The sequence below is a fragment of the Candidatus Hydrogenedentota bacterium genome (assembly GCA_019637335.1).
Taxonomy (GTDB): Bacteria; Hydrogenedentota; Hydrogenedentia; order Hydrogenedentales; family JAEUWI01; genus JAEUWI01.
In genome coordinates, this window is record JAHBVV010000006.1 from 100,138 (window position 1) to 118,628 (window position 18,491).

The 18,491-nt window shown below is 65.2% G+C and carries 14 protein-coding genes; 10 read left to right on the forward strand and 4 right to left on the reverse strand.

The genetic code is table 11. The annotated features are described in order from the left end of the window. Window positions 1-37 precede the first annotated feature (37 nt). From rplT to KF886_09420, 4 genes are all read left to right on the forward strand, one after another. On the forward strand, window positions 38-403 hold the full coding sequence (rplT, locus tag KF886_09405) for a 50S ribosomal protein L20 (GenBank protein ID MBX3177565.1): 366 nt from the start codon (window positions 38-40) through the stop codon (window positions 401-403). Next, on the forward strand, window positions 403-1,125 hold the full coding sequence (locus KF886_09410; GenBank protein MBX3177566.1) for a 1-(5-phosphoribosyl)-5-[(5-phosphoribosylamino)methylideneamino] imidazole-4-carboxamide isomerase: 723 nt from the start codon (window positions 403-405) through the stop codon (window positions 1,123-1,125). Before rplT ends, KF886_09410 begins: the two co-directional genes overlap by 1 nt. 280 nt (window positions 1,126-1,405) lie before the next feature. After that, window positions 1,406-2,350 carry a ChaN family lipoprotein gene (locus tag KF886_09415; GenBank protein ID MBX3177567.1) on the forward strand — a complete coding sequence of 315 codons (945 nt, stop codon included), beginning with the start codon at window positions 1,406-1,408 and terminating at the stop codon, window positions 2,348-2,350. Between the two features lie 283 nt (window positions 2,351-2,633). Beyond that, entirely contained in the window at window positions 2,634-4,976 is a 2,343-nt protein-coding gene (locus KF886_09420) for a metallophosphoesterase family protein (protein ID MBX3177568.1), read from the forward strand. A gap of 336 nt (window positions 4,977-5,312) precedes the next feature. Here KF886_09420 and KF886_09425 read toward each other — a convergent pair whose 3' ends face one another. Then, complete coding sequence (locus KF886_09425) at window positions 5,313-6,590, reverse strand: Gfo/Idh/MocA family oxidoreductase (GenBank protein MBX3177569.1); 1,278 nt, start codon at window positions 6,588-6,590, stop codon at window positions 5,313-5,315. Window positions 6,591-6,943: 353 nt separating this feature from the next. Between KF886_09425 and KF886_09430 the strand changes: the two genes are divergently transcribed. The 4 genes from KF886_09430 to KF886_09445 are packed head-to-tail and all read left to right on the forward strand — an operon-like array spanning window position 6,944 to window position 13,023. Continuing rightward, window positions 6,944-7,894, forward strand: coding sequence for a carbohydrate kinase family protein (locus tag KF886_09430; GenBank protein ID MBX3177570.1), 951 nt, complete (start codon window positions 6,944-6,946; stop codon window positions 7,892-7,894). After that, window positions 7,876-8,175, forward strand: coding sequence for a hypothetical protein (locus KF886_09435; protein MBX3177571.1), 300 nt, complete (start codon window positions 7,876-7,878; stop codon window positions 8,173-8,175). The genes KF886_09430 and KF886_09435 overlap by 19 nt, the downstream gene beginning before the upstream one ends. Window positions 8,176-8,179: 4 nt before the next feature. Next, the gene (locus KF886_09440; protein MBX3177572.1) at window positions 8,180-11,827 is read left to right on the forward strand and encodes a hypothetical protein; all 3,648 of its coding nucleotides are present in this window, start codon (window positions 8,180-8,182) and stop codon (window positions 11,825-11,827) included. A 5-nt stretch (window positions 11,828-11,832) separates the two neighbouring features. Continuing rightward, the gene (locus KF886_09445; protein MBX3177573.1) at window positions 11,833-13,023 is read left to right on the forward strand and encodes an amidohydrolase; all 1,191 of its coding nucleotides are present in this window, start codon (window positions 11,833-11,835) and stop codon (window positions 13,021-13,023) included. A 4-nt stretch (window positions 13,024-13,027) separates the two neighbouring features. On the opposite strand, the gene KF886_09450 is transcribed toward KF886_09445, so the two are convergent. From KF886_09450 to KF886_09460, 3 genes are all read right to left on the reverse strand, one after another. After that, a complete protein-coding gene (locus tag KF886_09450; protein MBX3177574.1) occupies window positions 13,028-14,368 on the reverse strand; it encodes a hypothetical protein in 1,341 nt (446 codons plus the stop codon). A 57-nt stretch (window positions 14,369-14,425) separates the two neighbouring features. Next, a complete protein-coding gene (locus KF886_09455) occupies window positions 14,426-15,055 on the reverse strand; it encodes a hypothetical protein (protein MBX3177575.1) in 630 nt (209 codons plus the stop codon). A 138-nt stretch (window positions 15,056-15,193) separates the two neighbouring features. Next, window positions 15,194-16,297 (reverse strand): hypothetical protein, encoded by a 1,104-nt coding sequence (locus tag KF886_09460; protein MBX3177576.1) that lies wholly within the window; start codon window positions 16,295-16,297, stop codon window positions 15,194-15,196. 366 nt (window positions 16,298-16,663) lie between these two features. On the opposite strand from KF886_09460, the gene KF886_09465 reads away from it, so the two are divergent. Further along, the gene (locus KF886_09465; GenBank protein MBX3177577.1) at window positions 16,664-17,608 is read left to right on the forward strand and encodes a hypothetical protein; all 945 of its coding nucleotides are present in this window, start codon (window positions 16,664-16,666) and stop codon (window positions 17,606-17,608) included. Beyond that, on the forward strand, window positions 17,598-18,269 hold the full coding sequence (locus KF886_09470) for a class II aldolase/adducin family protein (protein ID MBX3177578.1): 672 nt from the start codon (window positions 17,598-17,600) through the stop codon (window positions 18,267-18,269). Before KF886_09465 ends, KF886_09470 begins: the two co-directional genes overlap by 11 nt. Window positions 18,270-18,491: the final 222 nt, after the last annotated feature.

The window sequence follows — 18,491 nt, forward strand, 5'->3', positions numbered from 1 at the left end:
CGGGGCTGGCGGGCCGCGATACAGAAAGGATATCCCCATGCCCAGAGCTACAAACAATCCGGCTTCGCGCCAGCGGCGCAAGAAGGTTCTCAAGGAAGCGTCCGGCTACCGTGGAAGTCACCACCGCCTCATTAAGACCGCCATCCAGGCCGTCGAACACGCCGGCGTCTACGCCTACCGCGACCGCAAGGTGCGCAAGCGCGAATTCCGCAAACTCTGGATCGCCCGCATCAACGCCGGCGCCCGCGCCAACGGAATGACCTACAGCCGCTTCATCAGCGGCCTCAAGTGCGCCAACATCAACCTCGACCGCAAGGTGCTCGCGGACATGGCGGTCAACGACGCCGCCGCCTTCAGCCAGCTCGTCGAGAAGGCCCGCGCCTCCCTGGAAGCCGCGTCCTGATGCGTATTGTTCCCGCCGTCGATATCCGGGGCGGCCTCTGCGTCAATCTGGTCCAGGGCGACTATGATCAGGAGACCGTCTTCTCCGAGGACCCCGTCGCCCAGGCCAAAGCCTGGTGGGACGCCCTCGGCGAAGGCATCATCCACATCGTTGATCTGGATGGCGCCAAGGCCGGTCACTGCTGCGTGGAGAAGGAGCTCCGCGCATTGCAGGCCGCCGGCATCCCCTACGAAGTCGGCGGTGGTATCCGGAACATGGAAACCATCGAGACCATCTTCGGCGCCGGCGCAGGCCGCGTTATCCTGGGCACCGCCGCCTACCGCGACCCGGATCTCCTCCAGGAGGCATGCCGCCGCTACCCCGGCAAAATCGCCGTGGGTATCGACGCTCGCGCGGGGAAGCTCTCCCTGAGCGGATGGCTCGAAGACACCGACCGGGACGCGATCGCCTTTGCTCAGGAAGTGGAGGCCGCCGGAGCCGCGCGCATCATCTACACCGACATCCTCAGCGACGGCATGATGCAGGGACCGAACATCGACGCCACCCGCGAACTCGCCCGGGCCATCTCGATTCCCGTCACCATCTCCGGCGGCATGTCGAGCCTTGACGACGTACGCGCCGTCAAGCCCCTCGAAACAGACGGCATCGACGAAGTCATCATCGGCCGCGCCCTCTACCTCGAAAAATTCACCGTGCAAGAGGCCGTAGCCGCCGCCGCCTGATCAACGGGTACAACAAGAAACACTTCACGCCCCGGTCGCAACCCGATCGGGGCGTTTTCTATGCCCAAGGCCCACGCCCCATCCACCCCATCCACCCCGTCCACCCCGTCCACTCCGTCCACTCCATCCACTCCATCCACTCCATCCACTCCATCCACTCTGTCCACTCTGTCCACTCTGTCCACTCCGTCCACGCCTTCCCATCCCAACGCCCGGGTGCACATGCCCCGCCCCAAAATGCTATCCTCCCACAAAGACACCGCCACCTCCGAGGCTCTCCATGCATTACCCATACGCCATCCCCACCCTGCTATGCGTCCTCCTCGCCGCACTCGCGTCCAGTTGCGCCACTACCTCTGAGTCCCGCGCTCCGCGCGACACGCCGCCCCCCGACGCCCGCGCTATGCCCGCCTTCGACGCGCGCTCTGGTGAACCCATCTCCTGGCCCGATCTCCTCGCGCGCGCCGCCGCCGCCGATATCGTCATCCTCGGCGAGCAACACGGCAACCCCGCCGCACACGCCTTCGAGGCCGCCCTCGCCGCCGCCCTGCTCGAATCAGGGCCCCGCGCCATCTGCCTCGAAATGCTCGAACGCGATGAGCAACCCCTCCTCGACGCCTACCTGACCGACGCCATCTCAAAGGAGACTTTCGTCGACATCACGGATTCAAGAGACTGGGCCGGCAAGGACTCCTGGGACGCCTGCTACCAGCCCCTGCTCGACACCGCCAGGAAGCACGCCGCCCCCGTTATCGCCGCAAACGCCCCGCGACGCCTCGTGCGGCTCGCCCGGCTCGAAGGATTCCCCGCCCTTCAGGCCCTTCAGGATGCCTACCCGGCCCAGGCGGTCCTCCCGGCCGAAATCGAAGAAACCAGCTACCAGAAGCGATTCCGCGAAACCATGCAACACCACGCGGCGCCCGGAGCCGATCCCGAAGCCGCGGAGACCCGCCTGGATGCCCTCTTCCGCGCGCAGCAGGTCTGGGACGCCACCATGGCCCATTCCACGCTCCAGGCCGCCGGCAATCACGGCCACGCCCTGCTCGTCGTCGGCCAGTTTCACACGGACTTCGATGGCGGCCTCCTCCTGCGCATGAAAGCCGCCGAACCCGATCGGCGCTACCTCACCATCAGCCTCCAGCCCGCCGAAGCCTCGGCCCTGCGCCCCGAAGACGAACAACGCGCGGATATCGTCGTCTACGCGGCCCCTGCGGCGAAGGCCTGACAGGGCAGGGCAATCGCATTTGAACTTCGTGTACGAGCCATTCGCGATACGAACCACCGTGAATCAGGAATTGGCGCGTGTTGGAGCGCCGGCATCCCTGCCGGCAGAGACGCTCACCATTAAGCTCACGTTCATCGATTCGGGGCGCCAAATCACCACGATCCCACGCCCATCTATCGCGATCTATGCTGAATGCGCTTGCACTGCGTAACGGGGTGCATCAGCATGGGCCTTCCCCCTATACTGTCCCGAAGCCCTGCAAAAGACCTTCCAGGAGTTAAATGTGACCTTTTACCGAACCCTCGCTTGCCTCGCGCTCGCCGCGGCCCTCGCCGTATCCGCCTTCTCCACCCCTTGGGATTACGACGCCGAAGTACAGATTGAGCTCCGCGACTGGCGCTATCTTTCCCTCGCGGAACCTTCCGAACGCCCCCCCGCCATAGCCCACGGACAACTCGCCGTCGTCACCCTCCCGTGGACCGTCGAACGCACCCGCCCCATGGCCTGGTTCCAGACCTCCGTCGAGATCCCGGAAGCCTGGAAGGGCCTCGATGTCCTCCTCCATGTGGAAACCCGTGGCCCCGTGCGCGTCCTGGCGGATGGCGCGGATCTCGCCTCCTTAAATGCCCCCGGCCTGGCCACGCTCACCGCGCGGCTCCCCCAGTCCGCCAACGCGCAGCCCATTAATCTCGCAATCGGCTGCGCAACAGGCGAGACCGCCGCTGTCCTCGACCGCGTATGGCTCGAATCCGAGCCCGCGGGCCTCTCCACGGCGGTCGCCGCCATCAATCGCTCCCTCGACGTCATGGACGACTACTCCGAACCGATCAACCCCTGGAAACGCGTCATCGCGGACTCCGACGGAGCTCACCAGACCCATTTCGATGACAGCGCCTGGGAAACCGTGCGGGTGGGCGACGAGTGGCGCGGTGACGACACCCCCGCCTGGTACCGCGCGCGCCTGACCGTCCCCTATGAGGTCGCGGGCGTGCCCCTGCGCGACGAGATGCCGCTGCTCGCACTGGATTTCGACGATCCCGCCCGGTGCTATGTCAACGGCAAGGAGGTCGAGCCACTCGCCAAGGATTTTCGTGGCAGTTTGTTCGCCCTGCCGGCGGGTACGAAGCCCGGCGACGAAATCGATGTCGCCTTCCGTATCCTCAATCGCTGGGGTAGCGGTAAGCTGCGTCAGGCCGCCTGGCGCCTCGCCAGCATCGATGAGGGCTTCCACCTCAAACGCGACCTCAAGCTCGAAGTGAACCGCCTCGCCCGCACCATTCGCGCTCATGACCTCCCCCAATTCGGCTGGGTTGACGCCCTGTCCCGCCTCAACGCCCCGCTCTCCACGGCGCGCGCGGACCTGACCCGCTTTTCACCCACCCTCCAAGAGGCCCGCGCCGCCTTCGACGCCCTCCTCGCCGAGGTCGCGGCGGATCCCGTCCTGCTTGTTCCGCCCTATCTCCAGGACGCCCGGCCCAATCAGATCACCATCTGCTTCGAAACCAGCGCGCCCGTTCCCGCCCTTGTCGACTTTGGCGTCGGCGCGCTGGATCGCGGCGCCGCCGAGACCGAAAGCCAGTCCACCATACACAAGATCACCTTGACCGGTCTCACGCCCGCCACCACCTATACCTACGCCGTCACCGCCGGGCGTCGCCAGACCGCACCGCGCACCTTCATCACCGCCCCCGAAGGACCCGCCCCCTTTGAGTTTCTCGTGTGGGGAGACAACCAGAGCGGCGTACGCATGGCCCGCCACGTGACCCGCGCCATGGCCGCGGACTCCGCTGACTTCGTCATGAGCGTCGGCGACGTCGTCGATCGCGGCATTAATTGGGACGAGTGGACCCTCCAGTACCTGCTCCCCGCACGCGTTTTCATGGGCGATCGCCCCAGCTACATCGCCATGGGCAACCACGAATACGGCGGATACGAAGGCAATCCCAACGTCGTCGCCTTCGACCACTACTTCAAGCACCCGGACACTTCCCCCGGCAGCAACCACTACTGGTACGCCTTCACCTGGGCCAACGCGCGCTTCGTCGTCCTCGAACCCCTTAAGATGAAGTGGATGCCGCACCCCGACCCCGCGCGCGGCAACACCATCGTCCCGGACGACCCGCAACTCCTCTGGCTCGATCGGGAACTCGCCGCGAACGCCGGGAAGCACGACTGGACCTTCGTGTTCTACCACGAACCCGCCTTCCTCGAAACCTGGAGTGGCGGCTACCACGACGGCGAGGACTTCCTGCGCAATGCCGTCGTTCCCATTCTTGAACAGCACAAGGTCGACATGGTTTTCAACGGACACACCCACGCCTACGAACGCGGCCTCCCCCACCCCGAATGGGATCCCGTCACCCAACTCGGCAACGGCATCACCTACATCATCACCGGCGGCGGCGGCGGCGGCCTCGACAACCACAAATACGCCGAGTGGGACAAAATCGACATCCCCGACCACCCCGCCGACCCGGACTCAAACGAACCCGACGAAGGCGAATTCTACCGCCACCACTACTGCCACATAAGCGTCGATGGAAAATCACTGACCTTCACCGCCCGCGAAGTGCTTGAAAACGGCCGCCCCGGAAAAGTCCTAGACAACTTCAAACTCCAGAAATAAGGGGACTGGAGCCCGCGACTAAAGCCACCTGGGCCGCGAAAGCGCTGCAACCAAGGGGACTGGAGCCCGCGACTAAAGCCACCTGGACCGCGAAAGCGCTGCAACCACCTCCAGATCGCGGGGAGACAACCAAGGGGACTGGAGCCCGCGACAAGAACCACCTGGACCGCGAAAGCGCTGCAACCACCTCCAGATCGCGGGGAGACAAACAAGGGGACTGGAGCCCGCGACAAGAACCACCCGAGCCGCGAAAGCGCTGCAACCACCTCCAGATCGCGGGGGCCTGTACCCGCAGAAAACCGTCCACTCCGTCCACCCCGTCCACCCCGTCCATTCTCACACCCCCCGAACCCACGGCGCCCGATACGCCCGATCCATCATCGCCTCCGCCTCCGGATCCCCCGTGATCGTCTCCCGCGCCGGGTCAAACGCCACGCTCCGGTTCAGGCGCGCCGTGATATTCCCCAGGTGACACAGTATCGCCGATTTGTGCCCCTCGACAAGCGGCGCCGAAGGCGCGCGCTCCCCGCGAATCGCGCCCGCAAAACTAAGCGCATGCGCAACCTCCATCTCGCTCCCCGGATGCTCCTCTCCCGGTGCATCCTCATCCCGCGGATAAAACCGCCAGCCCCGCCGATCAACCACGAGGCTCCCCTTCTCCCCGTCGATCTCGCAGCAGTTCCCGCGCCCGCCCCCCGGCATGAAGCGCGACCAGTGCCGCAGTTCCCACAGCATCGTCAGTTCCGGAAAGTGATACATCACCGTCTGCGTGTCGGGAAACTCCTTCGCGTCCTTTACCACGTACTGCCCCCCGTACCCGGAAACCGACACCGGGAGATCCAGATCCAGCAGCCAACGCAACACATCCAGCCAGTGCGCGCCCCAATTTCCCATGTCGCCCGTGCCGTAGTCATAGCGGAAGTGCCAGTTGTAATGCAGCAGTTCCTCGTTGTAGGGGTGAATCGGCGCGGGTCCGCACCACAAATCGTAATCCAGTGACGCTGGCGGCTCGGAATTCGGAATCACCGGAACGATGTGGCGCTCCGACACATGCGAGGCCCGGCAAAACGCGACCTTCCCCAGCCCGCCCGCCTGAATAAACGCCTTCGCATCCGCGAAGTGCCGCCCGCTTCGCTGTTGCGTGCCCACCTGCACCGCAAGCTCCGGGCGCCGCGCGTGCGCCGCAAGCATGGCCTTCCCATCGCCGATGTTAAACGATGCCGGCTTCTCCAGATACACGTGCTTCCCCGCGTCCAGCGCCAGGATCGTCATCATCGCGTGCCAGTGATCCGGCGTCGCCACCACCACGGCGTCAATATCCGGATCTTCCAGCAGGCGCCGGAAATCCTTCTCCGACCTCGGTGGCTTCTCCGCAAAAACGTCCTTCGCGTCCGCGCGCGCCTTTTCCACCATCGCGTCGTCGCAATCGCAGATGACCGGCACGTCAAACTGGCCCGAACGGATCATCGAAGCCGCCACCTGCGGCCCGCGCACCCGGCAACCGATAATCCCGACACGAATACGCTCATTCGCGCTCGCCCGCCGGGGAAACGCCGTCGCCGCCGCAAGCGCCGCGGCCCCCTTCAATACCGTTCGCCGTGAAACGCTCGCCATGATCTTACCTCCTCGGTTCCGCTTCGAGTTGTTTCCAAAGCCGATGGTAGCCCCTCCGCCCCAGAGCGTGCAACGCCAACCCGCCATCACCCCCGGCATGGTATTGCACCTTTCATGGCGCTCCGAAGTCGAATGTGGAGCCACGGGCGCCACGTTCAAGCTCCGCGGCTCCGCCGCGAAGGCTTGAGCGTGCGAGACTTCAATTGAGCGCCGACAGCCAAGAGCGGCATTTCACCCTTCCTGACCGGCGCAACGCGCCATCAAACCTCTCCTCAAGATTGCGCCCCGATACCCAACTTGCTATACTCCACCCGCTGCGAATTCAAACCTGTTCTGAATAAAGGGCGCAATGCATGGCGTTTGATCTGGTAACCATCGGTTGTGTTTGCGCCGATGTAAAAGTACAACCCGTTGACGAGATCCCCAAGCGCGGAACGCTCGCGCTCGTTCCTTCCCTCGAAATGACCATGGGCGGACTCGCCGGCGTCACCGCCGCCGTCTTCAGTCGGCTCGGCGGTAAGGCCGCCTTCGCCGGATGCCTCGGAAAGGACCCCTTCGGCGCCTTCATTATCGAATCCTTCCAGGAACTCGGGGTAAACACCCAGGGCATACGCCGCGTCGACAACCACAAGACCGCCGCCACCGTCGTCCTCATCGACAGCAAAGGCGAGCGCACCTTCCTCCACCATGTCGGCACGGTCGGCATCGTTTCCGAGGAGGACATCGACTTCGAGCTCGCCAAGCGCACCAAGGTCTTCCACTGGGGCGGGCCCGGGCTCACCACGAAGCTGCACGGGAAGCCCATCGCCCGCGTCTTCAAGAAGATTCAGTCGAAGGGCGTCATGACCTCCATTGACACCTGCTTCGACGGCTCGGGAACCTGGCTCCCCCTCATGGAGGAGGCGCTCCACCACACCAGCATTCTCTGCACCAGCATGAGCGAGGCGCCCCACTATGCCGGGAAATCCGACCCGAAGGAAATCCTGGATTTCTTTTCCGGATACGGGATCGAATACATCCTCCTGAAAATGGGTGAACACGGCATGCTCGCCCGCCACAAGAACGAAACCGTCGCCTTCCGGGCCCACCAGGTTCCCGTGGTCGACGGCACCGGAGCCGGCGACGCCGCGTGCGCCGGTTTCATCTACGGCATCATTCATGGCTGGCCCCTGGCGAAATCATGCGCCCTGGCCAATGCCGTGGGCGCCCTCACCGTGCAGACATCCGGCGCCGCGGGCAAAGCCATTTCCCTGCAGGCCGCCAACAAACTCATGGAGAAAGAGCCATGTCAACTATCCTCCTAAGCGCCGCGCTCATCGGGGCCGCCCTCCTCGCCGGAGCCGATCCCGCCACCGCCCAGCCATCCGGCGCCGCCGCGGCGCAGGCCCAGCAACAAAGCCCGGGGAGCGAATCCAAGACGCCCCCGCCGGCGGAAACCGAAAAGGATTCGGAGGCCGAAGAGCTGGTTGAATCCGAGGAACTTGCTGAGGAGAAATCCGCCGAAGCCGCCGAAGAGCCCACGGGCGGCGAAGCCCCCACCGGAAAACGTGTCGCTGCGTTCTGGTTTGTAAGCCTCGGGAATTGACCACGTGCTCAAACGCTCTTCCTCACTGGCCGGCCTTCTCCTGGCCGCCTGGCTACTGTTCCCGCACCCGGAATTGTTCACCGCCGCGGCGCAGGACGCCGCCTCGCCCCTGCCCGTGCAGGGCCAATTTCGAGACGCGGCCATCGATCCCGCGCGCGGCCAGATTTTCCTCGCCGTCTATGACCGCGACGCAATCTGGTCCATCGATCCGGCAACGGGAAACATCGCCGCGCGCGTAACCGCCGGGCGCGGGCCCGCCGCACTGGCGTCCGACGGGCAAACCCTCGCCGTCGCAAATCGCCTGGGAAAGAGCGTTACCATAATTCAACTCGCGGGGCTTTCCGTACTGTCGGAAATCGATCTCAGCGCCGCCCCGGGAGCCATTATCGCCCTCGGCGGCGGACGCTACCTGACCGCAAATACCTTCGCGGATTCTCTCACCGTCATCGACACCCGCGGCGCAATCTCGGCCAGCGATGTGCCGCGCGCTCCAGCCGTCCCGCACGCGCTGGCCGCCACCGAGTCCTTCGCCGCCGCCGCCGGCCGCATCGCGCCCTCAATCCAGCTATACGACCGCCAGACCCTGGTCCACCTGGACGCCATCCCGATCCCGGAGCCCGCCGCCCACCTCGCGGCCCTGCCCGGAGACCAGCTCGTCGCGGCGGGCGAATCCACACTGTACCTCGTGGACCTCAAGTCCGCGCGGGTGGCCGCGGCGCGCTCAATAAGCGCCACCGCGCTGGCCGCATCCGGCGATCGTATCTACGCGGCCTCGGGCAACCGCATCGAAATCCTGGACAATTCGCTCAATCCCCTGGATACACGCGCACTGGGCCTTCGCGCCTCGCGCCTCGTATCCGGCGCCTCCCTTCTAATCGCGCTGGATCCCGCCGGACAGCGCGCCCACGTCGATGGCCTCGCCAGCCTGAAACCCGCCGCCCCCGAGACCGCCCCCGAGCCGCTGGATCTCCCGGGCGGCGTCGATGTCGTCGAAGCCAGGCCCGTGGCCTTCGAAGTCGAGGACATTCCTGATCCTGCCGATACCCCCCCCGCCAACGAGGATAACGCCGCGCGCGGCGCGATACCGGAGGCCGGGGAGGCCGAAGCGCCTGGCGAAGAGGAAGTCCGGATCGCCCGCGCCCCGCGCCCGGAGGTCGATGCGCCCGCTCCCGAAGCCGAGTCGCAAGCGGACCCCGCGGACGAGCCCCGTCCAGAGCGGCCGGCCGGCAGCCGGGAACCCGTGGAGCCCACGAGTCCAGCCACCGAGACCATAAGCCGGGATGCCGCCTCGATCCGCCGCTTCCCGATTCAGACCAGTGGCGTTCGTGCCCCTTCCCCGGACCGCCCCTCGGCCTCGCCGCTCCAACAGCTCTCCCGAAGAACCATCACCGACGCGCTGACCCAGCCCACCGAGTTCGGCTCGACGGAAGGCGGTTTTCAGGCGCCGGACCTGACCAGGAATCTCGAAAACATCACCTTCGACACCGCGTCAAAGGCTGCCGACAGTGACGCCACCGTGTTCTCGAAGTTTCGCGCCGAGCTCGGCGACCTGACCCTGACGACCGACAAGTTTACCCACCGCAGAACGCCTGTCGAGGTGCATGCGGAGGGCAATGTGCTCATCACGCAACAGTCCTCCTCAATAACGGCCGACGATATCCAATTCCAGCTCGACGAATCCGGCGAAAAGAGCCCCCCCAGAATCCTCGCCGGCGAGGATGGCGCGGACTCGGCCCTCGACAAGGGCCGCCTGACACTGAACAACGCGCACATCTCCGAGCCGACTCGCGAACTCGAGGCGGAATACCTCGAGTACGATTTCAAATCGGGACAGGGCGAACTCCGGAATGCCCGCGGGCAGGCCGGTATCTACTATTTCGCCGCCGACCGCCTTCACCTGCACGGACCCCAATCGCTGAGCGGCGAGGATGTCTGGGTCACCACCTGCGACCACGTTCACCCCCATTACAAGATCCGCCTCAGCGAACTCGAACTCGTGGATGGCCAGCCCGTGGCCGGCTCAAACGCCCGGCTGCAACTCGGCCGCGCGGACACCCCATTCTTTCTCCCCCGATGGCAGCGCGGCGGCGTCGGCGGATCCCCCTGGAATATCGACTTCGACAGCGGGCGCCAGGCCGACATCGGCTATTTCGTCAATGTCGGGCAATCCTACGAACTCAGCCCCGACGTGGCGCTGGGCCCCCGCCTCTTCGTGACCGAAAAGGAGGGCGTCGGACTCGGGGGAGATATCGCGTACAACTTCATGGAAAACCCCGCGTCCCGTTTCTACCGGACACGCGGCGATGGCCACTTCCTCTACACCACCGAGGACCGCGGCTACGTCCACTTGTACCACCGCTATGAGTACAGCGACGACCTCATCGCGCGCGTCCAGGTGGAGCACTGGGGCGATGAAGACTTCTACCAGGACTTCTACTACGACGCGTTCCGCAACCGCGAACTCCCCAGGTCCTTCGCCAACGTGACCTACCGCCAGCCCGCCTATTTCGCCACCGCGACCGTGCGCCCGCAAACCCACGGCTGGTTCAGCCAGACGGAACAAGTCCCGGACCTGACCTTCCACCTCCTCGAGCGCCCCCTTGCCGAGCGCCTCTACGTAACCTTCGACACCGCGAACGGCTACTACAACCGCGAGCCGCGCGGCGTGGATGGAGCCCGCTCCGCGAGCACGGCAAGAATCTCCTATGCCTGGAACCCGCATCCCGCCGTGGCGGTCACCCCCTTCTGGGAAATCGACGCCAATTTCTATACCCGCGACCGCCGCGACAGCGGTTCAACAGGCACCTTCGCCAACACCTGGGGCGTCACCGCGCAAACACGATTTCACAGGACCTTTGCCGGACGATGGGGATTCTCCGCATTCAAACACGTGGTCGTCCCGTCCATCACCTACTCCTACCGGCACGATACCAGCGTAGACCCCCTGAACATTCCCCAATATGACCCGATCGACAGCATTTTCGGCCGCAGCCGCATCGAATCCAAGCTCGCGAATATCGTCTACGGCCGCGACGCGGAATCCGGCGAGGTCTGGCAGGTCGGACGCGTCACGCTCTACCAGGGAAACGACTTCTGGAACGAACGCCGCGCCACGGAGGACTACGAAATTGAGGTGGATGTCCGCCCCCGGCCCTGGTGGGGCTTCCAGGTTGCCGGAGAGCGGCAGGTTACTTCCGACGAAGACGCCAGCCTCAACCGCTATTCTTTCGCAAGAAACCTGCCCCGCGCCTACAATGCCGTCAACCGCCTCCTCGATCGTGACATCCGGAGCGATTTCAGCGGATCGTTCGGCGACTATAACCGGATCCTCTCCCAGCTGTACTACGATGGCGCACAGCGCGGCGAGTCCCTGTCCGGGCGGGTCGGCTTCGCCTATACCGAGACCAACAGCGAAGTCTTCAATCGAGAAGTGCTCTATGGTCTCGGCTACCGCATAAGCGACAAGTGGGGTATCGGCTTCGAGCACATCTACAACCTCGAAGGCGATGACCTGCGCTCGCAGACCTATGAACTCCGCCGCAGCCTCCACTGCTGGGAAACCGCCATCCGTTTCCGAGACCGCGAATCCGGCTTCGATATCAACTTCGAGTTCAACATCAAGGCCTTCCCCGGAAGCCGGATCAAACTGTAGCCCACATGCGCGCCCCCCTGCTCCCCGATATCCAGCCCCTGCTGCCCGAACTGGTCGCGCTGCGGCGCCAGCTTCACCAGCACCCGGAGATCCGTTTTGAGGAGCGCTGGACCTCGGATCGCATCGCGCTCTTTCTTGGCGATGCGGGCATCCCCTTCACGCGCGGCCACGCCAAGGGCACCGGAATCGTGGCCACCATCGCCGGGCGCGGCGAGAAAACCGTCGCGCTTCGGGCCGATATGGACGCCCTGGAGATTCAGGAAGAAACCGGTCTCCCCTACGCCTCCCGCATTCCCAACCGTATGCACGCATGCGGGCACGACGGCCACTCCACAATGCTCTGCGGAGCCGCGCGCCTGCTCTGGAAGCACCGCGACGCCCTGAACGGAACGGTAAAGTGCATCTTCCAGCCCGCCGAGGAAATCGCCGCCGGCGGGCGCTTCATCGTCGAGGAGGGCATCCTGGACGGCGTTTCCGCCGCCTTCGCCCTCCACTGCTGGCCGGGAATCCCCAGCGGCGCCGTCGCCGTCGGCGCAGGACCGGTAATGGCAAGCGCCGACTTCTTCCGTATTCTCGTCAAAGGCCGGGGCGGACACGGCGCGAATCCCGGCGCGGCCGTCGACCCCATCGTCGTTGCGGCCCACATCGTTTCGGCGCTTCAATCGATCGTCAGCCGTGAAACGAACCCCTGGAACGCCGTCGTCGTCACCGTGGCCCGGATCGAATCGGGATTCGCCTCCAACATCATCCCCGAAAACGCCATCATGGAAGGCACCTTTCGCGCCTTGAGCCCCGAGAGCCGCGCTCACACCATGGAGGCGATCGAGCGTATCGCGTCAAACGTCGCGCGCGCCTTCCGGGCCGAAGCTCGCGTTGAATCCGAAGGCCCCGGCTATCCCGTCCTGATCAACGACCCCGGGGCGGCGGAGACCGCACGGGACATCGCGGCCAGGCGCCTGGGCGAGGCTCGCGTACACCCCGTGACACACCCCTATATGACCGCCGAGGACTTCGCCTATTATCTCCAGGCCGTCCCCGGAGCATTCATCTTCCTGGGAAACGATCCCCCGGGCGCCGCGGACACCCCGTCCCTGCACAGCCCCCGCTTCAATTTCAACGACGAAAGCATCGCGACCGGCATCGAAGTCCTCGCCGGTACCGCCATGGACTATCTCGCCGGCGAATCGGCTCCCTGATCCGTCAGCCCCCCGGCTTGAGATACGGCGGCCCGAACAGCAGGCGGCAGGTCCATTCGTGGCTGTCCCCCCAGGGCGCGCGATAGCACTCCCACGCGCTATAGGCCGAGACACCCATGGCCAGCGCGAACAGGCCCCATGCCCACGGGCGGCGAATGCGCTGAAACACCGGGATGCCCATCAGCACCAGCAGCGGCATCGATCCCATACCCCAGCGGAAACCATACGCCGCCCCGCCGTAATTGTTCGTGCTCTTCACGTAGTACGCGTACAGCACGGCGATCGAAAGCGCCGCGGCAGCATAGCCCGCCCGCGCCGCCGCGTATTCCCGCCGCCACGCGCAGCACACCAGCGCGACCGGCCCCGCCAGCAGCGCCGGATACAGCAGGAAGATCCCATACCGGCCAAACGTCGAGTGGAAAAGGTAGGTCCCCCAAGGCTCGTTCAGCGCGTCAATGCCCCCCGGATTGCGCCACGCGCTCGACTCGAACAGGTACCACGCCTTGTGCATCTGAATCGGAAGCGGGCTCCCTGTTACATACAGCATCGCGCCGAAATGAACCGCGAGTATCGGCAACATGCCCGCCCCGCCCCAGATCGCCGCCCGAACCGGATGCTTCCAGATCAGCCCCAGCCCCGCCACCCCAACAAACAGCGTTAGCGGCATGTCCAGCGTAAACACAAGCGCCGCGGCCACCCCGAATCCAACAAGGCGCGGCCGCGACGGAGCAAGCCGCCCGCTCCAGATGCCAACCGTGAAATACAGCGCCGCGATCAGCGCCGCAATCGCGGGCGTGTGATTGTTCAGCTGCGTCGCAAAGCCGGGAAGCTGCGTTCCGAAAAGCAACGCCGCAAGCGGGATCAGGCGCTGCCGCGGATCCGCGATAAGCAACTCGAGCAGCCAGAGAAAAAAAACGCACCCGATCGCGTAGGGCACAATGCACAGCGTCACGATCATGAACTGCAACACGGGCTTCCAATACGCGGGGTCGCGCAGGTCCCACCCGAGCAGCGCGTGAAGAACCGCATACTCCGCGGTCATCGCCAGCGGAAGCACCGGCGGCTTTGTGGAAAGGATCCGGCCGTCCACCTCCACTTTGTCAATCGTGCGCTGCTCGAACGGGTTCGGTTCCGCGCCGCCGGGGCGATCGATGTACCACGTCCCCTCGTGCACCAGGCTCATCACCGTAGCCAGGCGGCTCGCGGCGGAATCGCCCAGCACCACCGCGTGCAGCGCCGTAAGCACATACACAAACGACCCGGCCACCAGCAGCCACGCCGCCAGCCGGGGCCATTCCAGCCCGCAACAGGCCGCACCGCCGGGGGCGGTGTCCGCGCACTTCATGCGCCCTCCTTCCAACTGCCGCGCGCCTCGAAATAACCGCGCGCGCGGGATGCGGCCTCAGCGGCCGGTAATACGAGACCAGGTACGGCCAAACCAACCTTGCTCCGGCTCCGCCACCGCAATATCGCGCTGCAATACGCGCTGGACTGGCGTCCATTCGCCCCCAACCCGTTCCTCGGTCGCCTCCGCGAGGAAGAAACTCCCCACACGCGTCCACCGGCCGTTCCGGAGTTCGTAGTTCAGCGTCTCCGTACCCGTATCGCGCAGAAAGTTCTCGTCAAGGCGCGCCGCGTCGCGGCTCTTGTGGTAGCGCGTCGCGTAACGGACCCGCTCCAGGCGAACATCGGCAACAAAGGGCGACGTTCGAGAATCCTGGGCCGTCATCTCGATCTCCGCGTCCGCCGCACGGCCCGGATACTCGCTGTACTCCCGGAAAAAGTACGGGCGGCGCCGGAGGATCCGGTCCGGATTGCTCTTGCGATCCGCTTCCGCACGCGCGATGTACTCATCCACAAGCCGCCTCAGCTGCGCCTGGGATTCCTGCTCGGAAACCGACGTGTCCAACGCCTCGGTGGCGCTCGTCTCGGCGGCGGAACCGTCACGCTCGCCGCCGCGCCAGCCGCGCACCGTCGCGCACGAACTCATGGTCACCATCCCGAGAATCAACAATCCAGTCACCCAACGCATGCAGTCTATCCTTCTTCTGTCGCTAAATGGTGCGCCCGCCGGAACGGAGGGCGAACAGGCGGCGGCGTCCCGGAAAACGGATACGTCCCGCCGCGAAACCCAACACGGGCGCCATCATAGCACATCCGGTTCCCCCGGCTAATAACGCGAACGGACCCCGTCGTTCAGCGGCACCGTGAGCTTTCGGCCATCAACGTCGTTCAAGTCCACGTCGCGCGACGATATCCGGACCACGATAAAGCGGTCCATCAGCCGGTCCGCCACTTCCACCGTCTGCTCTCTCTCCGGAAAATCCGGATTGTTCAGGCGGAATGTCGCCTTCTCCCCGCTCGGATCAACCGATTTCAACACGAATTTAAACATGCCGATCTCGCGCGTAACCCGGTCGAATTTCGACTGCACCGTGCTGTGCGTGTCCACATTCACCGCCCGTTGCATGATCTGGTAGGCCCGTTCGTGATCGCGGCTGCTCCAGGGGCTCCGCTTGAGAAGGCCATCCACCTCCTTCAAGACCAGCGCGCGCAATTCCTCCGCTATCTCGCGATTCTCCAGCGTATTGTTATAGCGCTGCGCGGTCATCGCCTCCTCGAACGCCGCGATCGCCTCCTCCCCGGACGCCAGCATCTCGCGCGCGCGGTTCTGATACACATATTCCTCGACTCGGTTGCGTTCCGCCAGATACGCCCCCGCCTTGCCCCACACATACCCGCCGGCGAAATACAACACAACCAACACAATCAATACAAGCGAAACCTGGATCAAACGCTCCAAAAACACCGGCCGCGCCGGGGAGGGAAGCTGCGATCGGGAGATGCTCATCGACGACGATCCCACGGGAAGGTCCTCGAGAAGCGACGCGCTCAGGTTCTTGCTGTACTCATCCAGATCCCCCAGGCCCGTCGCGGTGGACTTCTCCGGTGGCGGCGGCGGCGTCCGCCTCCCGAGCAACCGGTCCAGAAGGCTTCGCTTGCGCCGGCTCGCCTGAAACGCCTCCGCCTGCGACGCTTCCTCCACGCGAAACGACTCCAGCGCTCCCGTCACATTGCCCGACGGCGCGTACGTCGTCCGCTGCCCACCGCCAAGATCCTTGATAGTGAGCTTCAGCTCCTCCTTGCGGGGCCGCCCCACTTCCTCCCCGCAATAGTGGCACTTCGTCGCCCACACGCTCACCTTCATGCGGCATGTGGGGCACTGCCGCATTTCCTCTTCCGGCTCGTTATGCCGCCTCGTTTCGTCCGCCACGCCGCTCCGCTCCTTATTGTTCGCGCTCACCTGCCGACAACAAGTCCAAGGCTGGTCACCCTGCCGGCGCCCCGGCGACCCAGCCTGCATTTCAACCACCGCCCCACCGCGAGGTGAAGCGCTTCACGGCCCGCCATAACCCACCGGAGAACCGTAAACCCGGCGATTCATGTTGTACAATCTAACATAGAAAGCTTCGAATTCAAAGCTATCAATGAAATTCCGGATTTGCGCCCCCCCGCGAGACCCGCAATTCGCCACCCCGCCGGCCGCTCTGCTACCATACCGGCCTGACGCACGCCCGCGCCCTGGCGCCGGGGCGATCCCGGCGTCTCACTCCCCACCGGATAGGGCGATTAATACCGAGTGACCAACCAACGTTCCATACCCTGGATCCAGCGCGCTTGCGCCGCCCTGTCCTACGCCGGCGCATTCCCATTCCTGATGCGCGGCGCCCCCCGCCAGCGCAGCCCCTTCCTCCTCCATCACGCCCGCCAGGCCGCCGCCCTCGCCCTCGTCCTCTTCTTCCTTTCCGCCCTGTTTTCCGCCGCCGTCGCCCTGCTCTCCTACGCCCTCGTCTTCCACCGGGAGCCCTACGAGTCCCTCGGGCTGGACGCGTACGTCCTGGGGTTTCTGCGCAAACTCTTCCTCGCCTGGCTCGTCTTCTGGCTATTCGCCCTCGGTATGGCCCTCCTCGGCGCGGCGCGCCCCATGCCCCTCGTGCAATGGATCGCAAGAAGGAACGCGCTCCTCCGGCTCGCCAGCGCCCTAACCCTCGCTCTCATGGCCCTCGGCGTCCTCGCAATCCCGCTCGCCCTGCACGCCGGCAGCCTGGTCCCCCCGGATCGCACAGCCGGCGACGTCTATATGATCTACGAGGACAACGGCGTCTTCCCCCGCTGGATTTTCGCCCTCGGCTTCTATCCCATGGCCCGGGCCGCACGCCAAATCTACGGCCCCGAGGCCCCCGTGCTCCAGCCCATTTCGCGCGACGCCATCACAAACGCGATCGCCCACGGAAAACTCGTCTTCGTCGGATCCCACGGCACGAAGCGCGGCCTCATGCTCAAACACGAATGGCTCCTCCCCGAAGACTTCCGCAACGCCCCAAAACACCCCGGCCTCAAACTCGTCTACCTCACCGGATGCGACAGCGGAGAGCAGCGCGACGCCTGGGCCGACGCCTTCGCCCCCGCACGCGTCGTCACCTACGACCGCCTCAGCGCCGTCCTGGAGCACGTCTGGTGGCTCTGGGTGACCGGCCCGAAAACCATCAAGAACCTCGCTCAGGAGTCCCAAAATGCCCGATGAAGCAACCCTCCGCGCCCTGATCTGCGAGATCGGACGCCGCATGTACGCCCGCAACTACGTCGGCGGAACCGACGGCAACATCAGCGTGCGCCTCCCCGGCGCCGATGGCTTTCTATGCACCCCCAGCGGCGTCTCCAAAGGCTTCATGACCCCGGAATCCCTCATTATCGCCGACGCATCCGGAAAGAAAGTCGATGGGCCGGGAAAGGTAACCTCCGAGTTCCCCACCCACCTCGCCTGCTACGAAGAGCGGCCCGACATCAACGCCGTCGTGCACGCCCACCCGCCAACCGCCACCGCATTTACCCTCGCCGGCGTCTCCCTCGCCCAACCCGTCCTTCCCGAGCTCGTCGCCGCCCTCGGCGGCATCCCCGTCACCGCCTACGCCACCCCCGGCACCCCCGAAGGCAACGAAGTCGTCCGGCCCCTCATACGCCAATGCGACGGCGTCATGCTCGATCGCCACGGCGCCGTAACCGTCGGAACCTCCCTGGAAGCCGCCTACTTCAAACTCGAAAAAATCGAGCACGCCGCCTGCGTACTCCTCGCCGCCCGCCAACTCGGCGCCGTAAAACACCTCACCCCCGAAGAAGTCGATCGCGCCCTCCAGACCCGCGCCCCCTACGGCGCCACCGGCCCCATCTACCCCCCAGAATTCTAAAAAGGGGACCGGAGCCCGCCACGCAGGGACTGCGGCGCCCCATCACCCCAGCTACCAACAGCCCGCGCAACCCCAAAAGCGAGCCCAACCATCCCACTGCACCGACAACCGGCGCGGCTGTCCCGTCGCAGCCCCAAGGGGACTGGAGCCCGCGACAAAATCCACCCAAGCCGCGAAAGCGCCCCAAACCAAGGGGACTGGAGCCCGCCACCAGGGACTGCG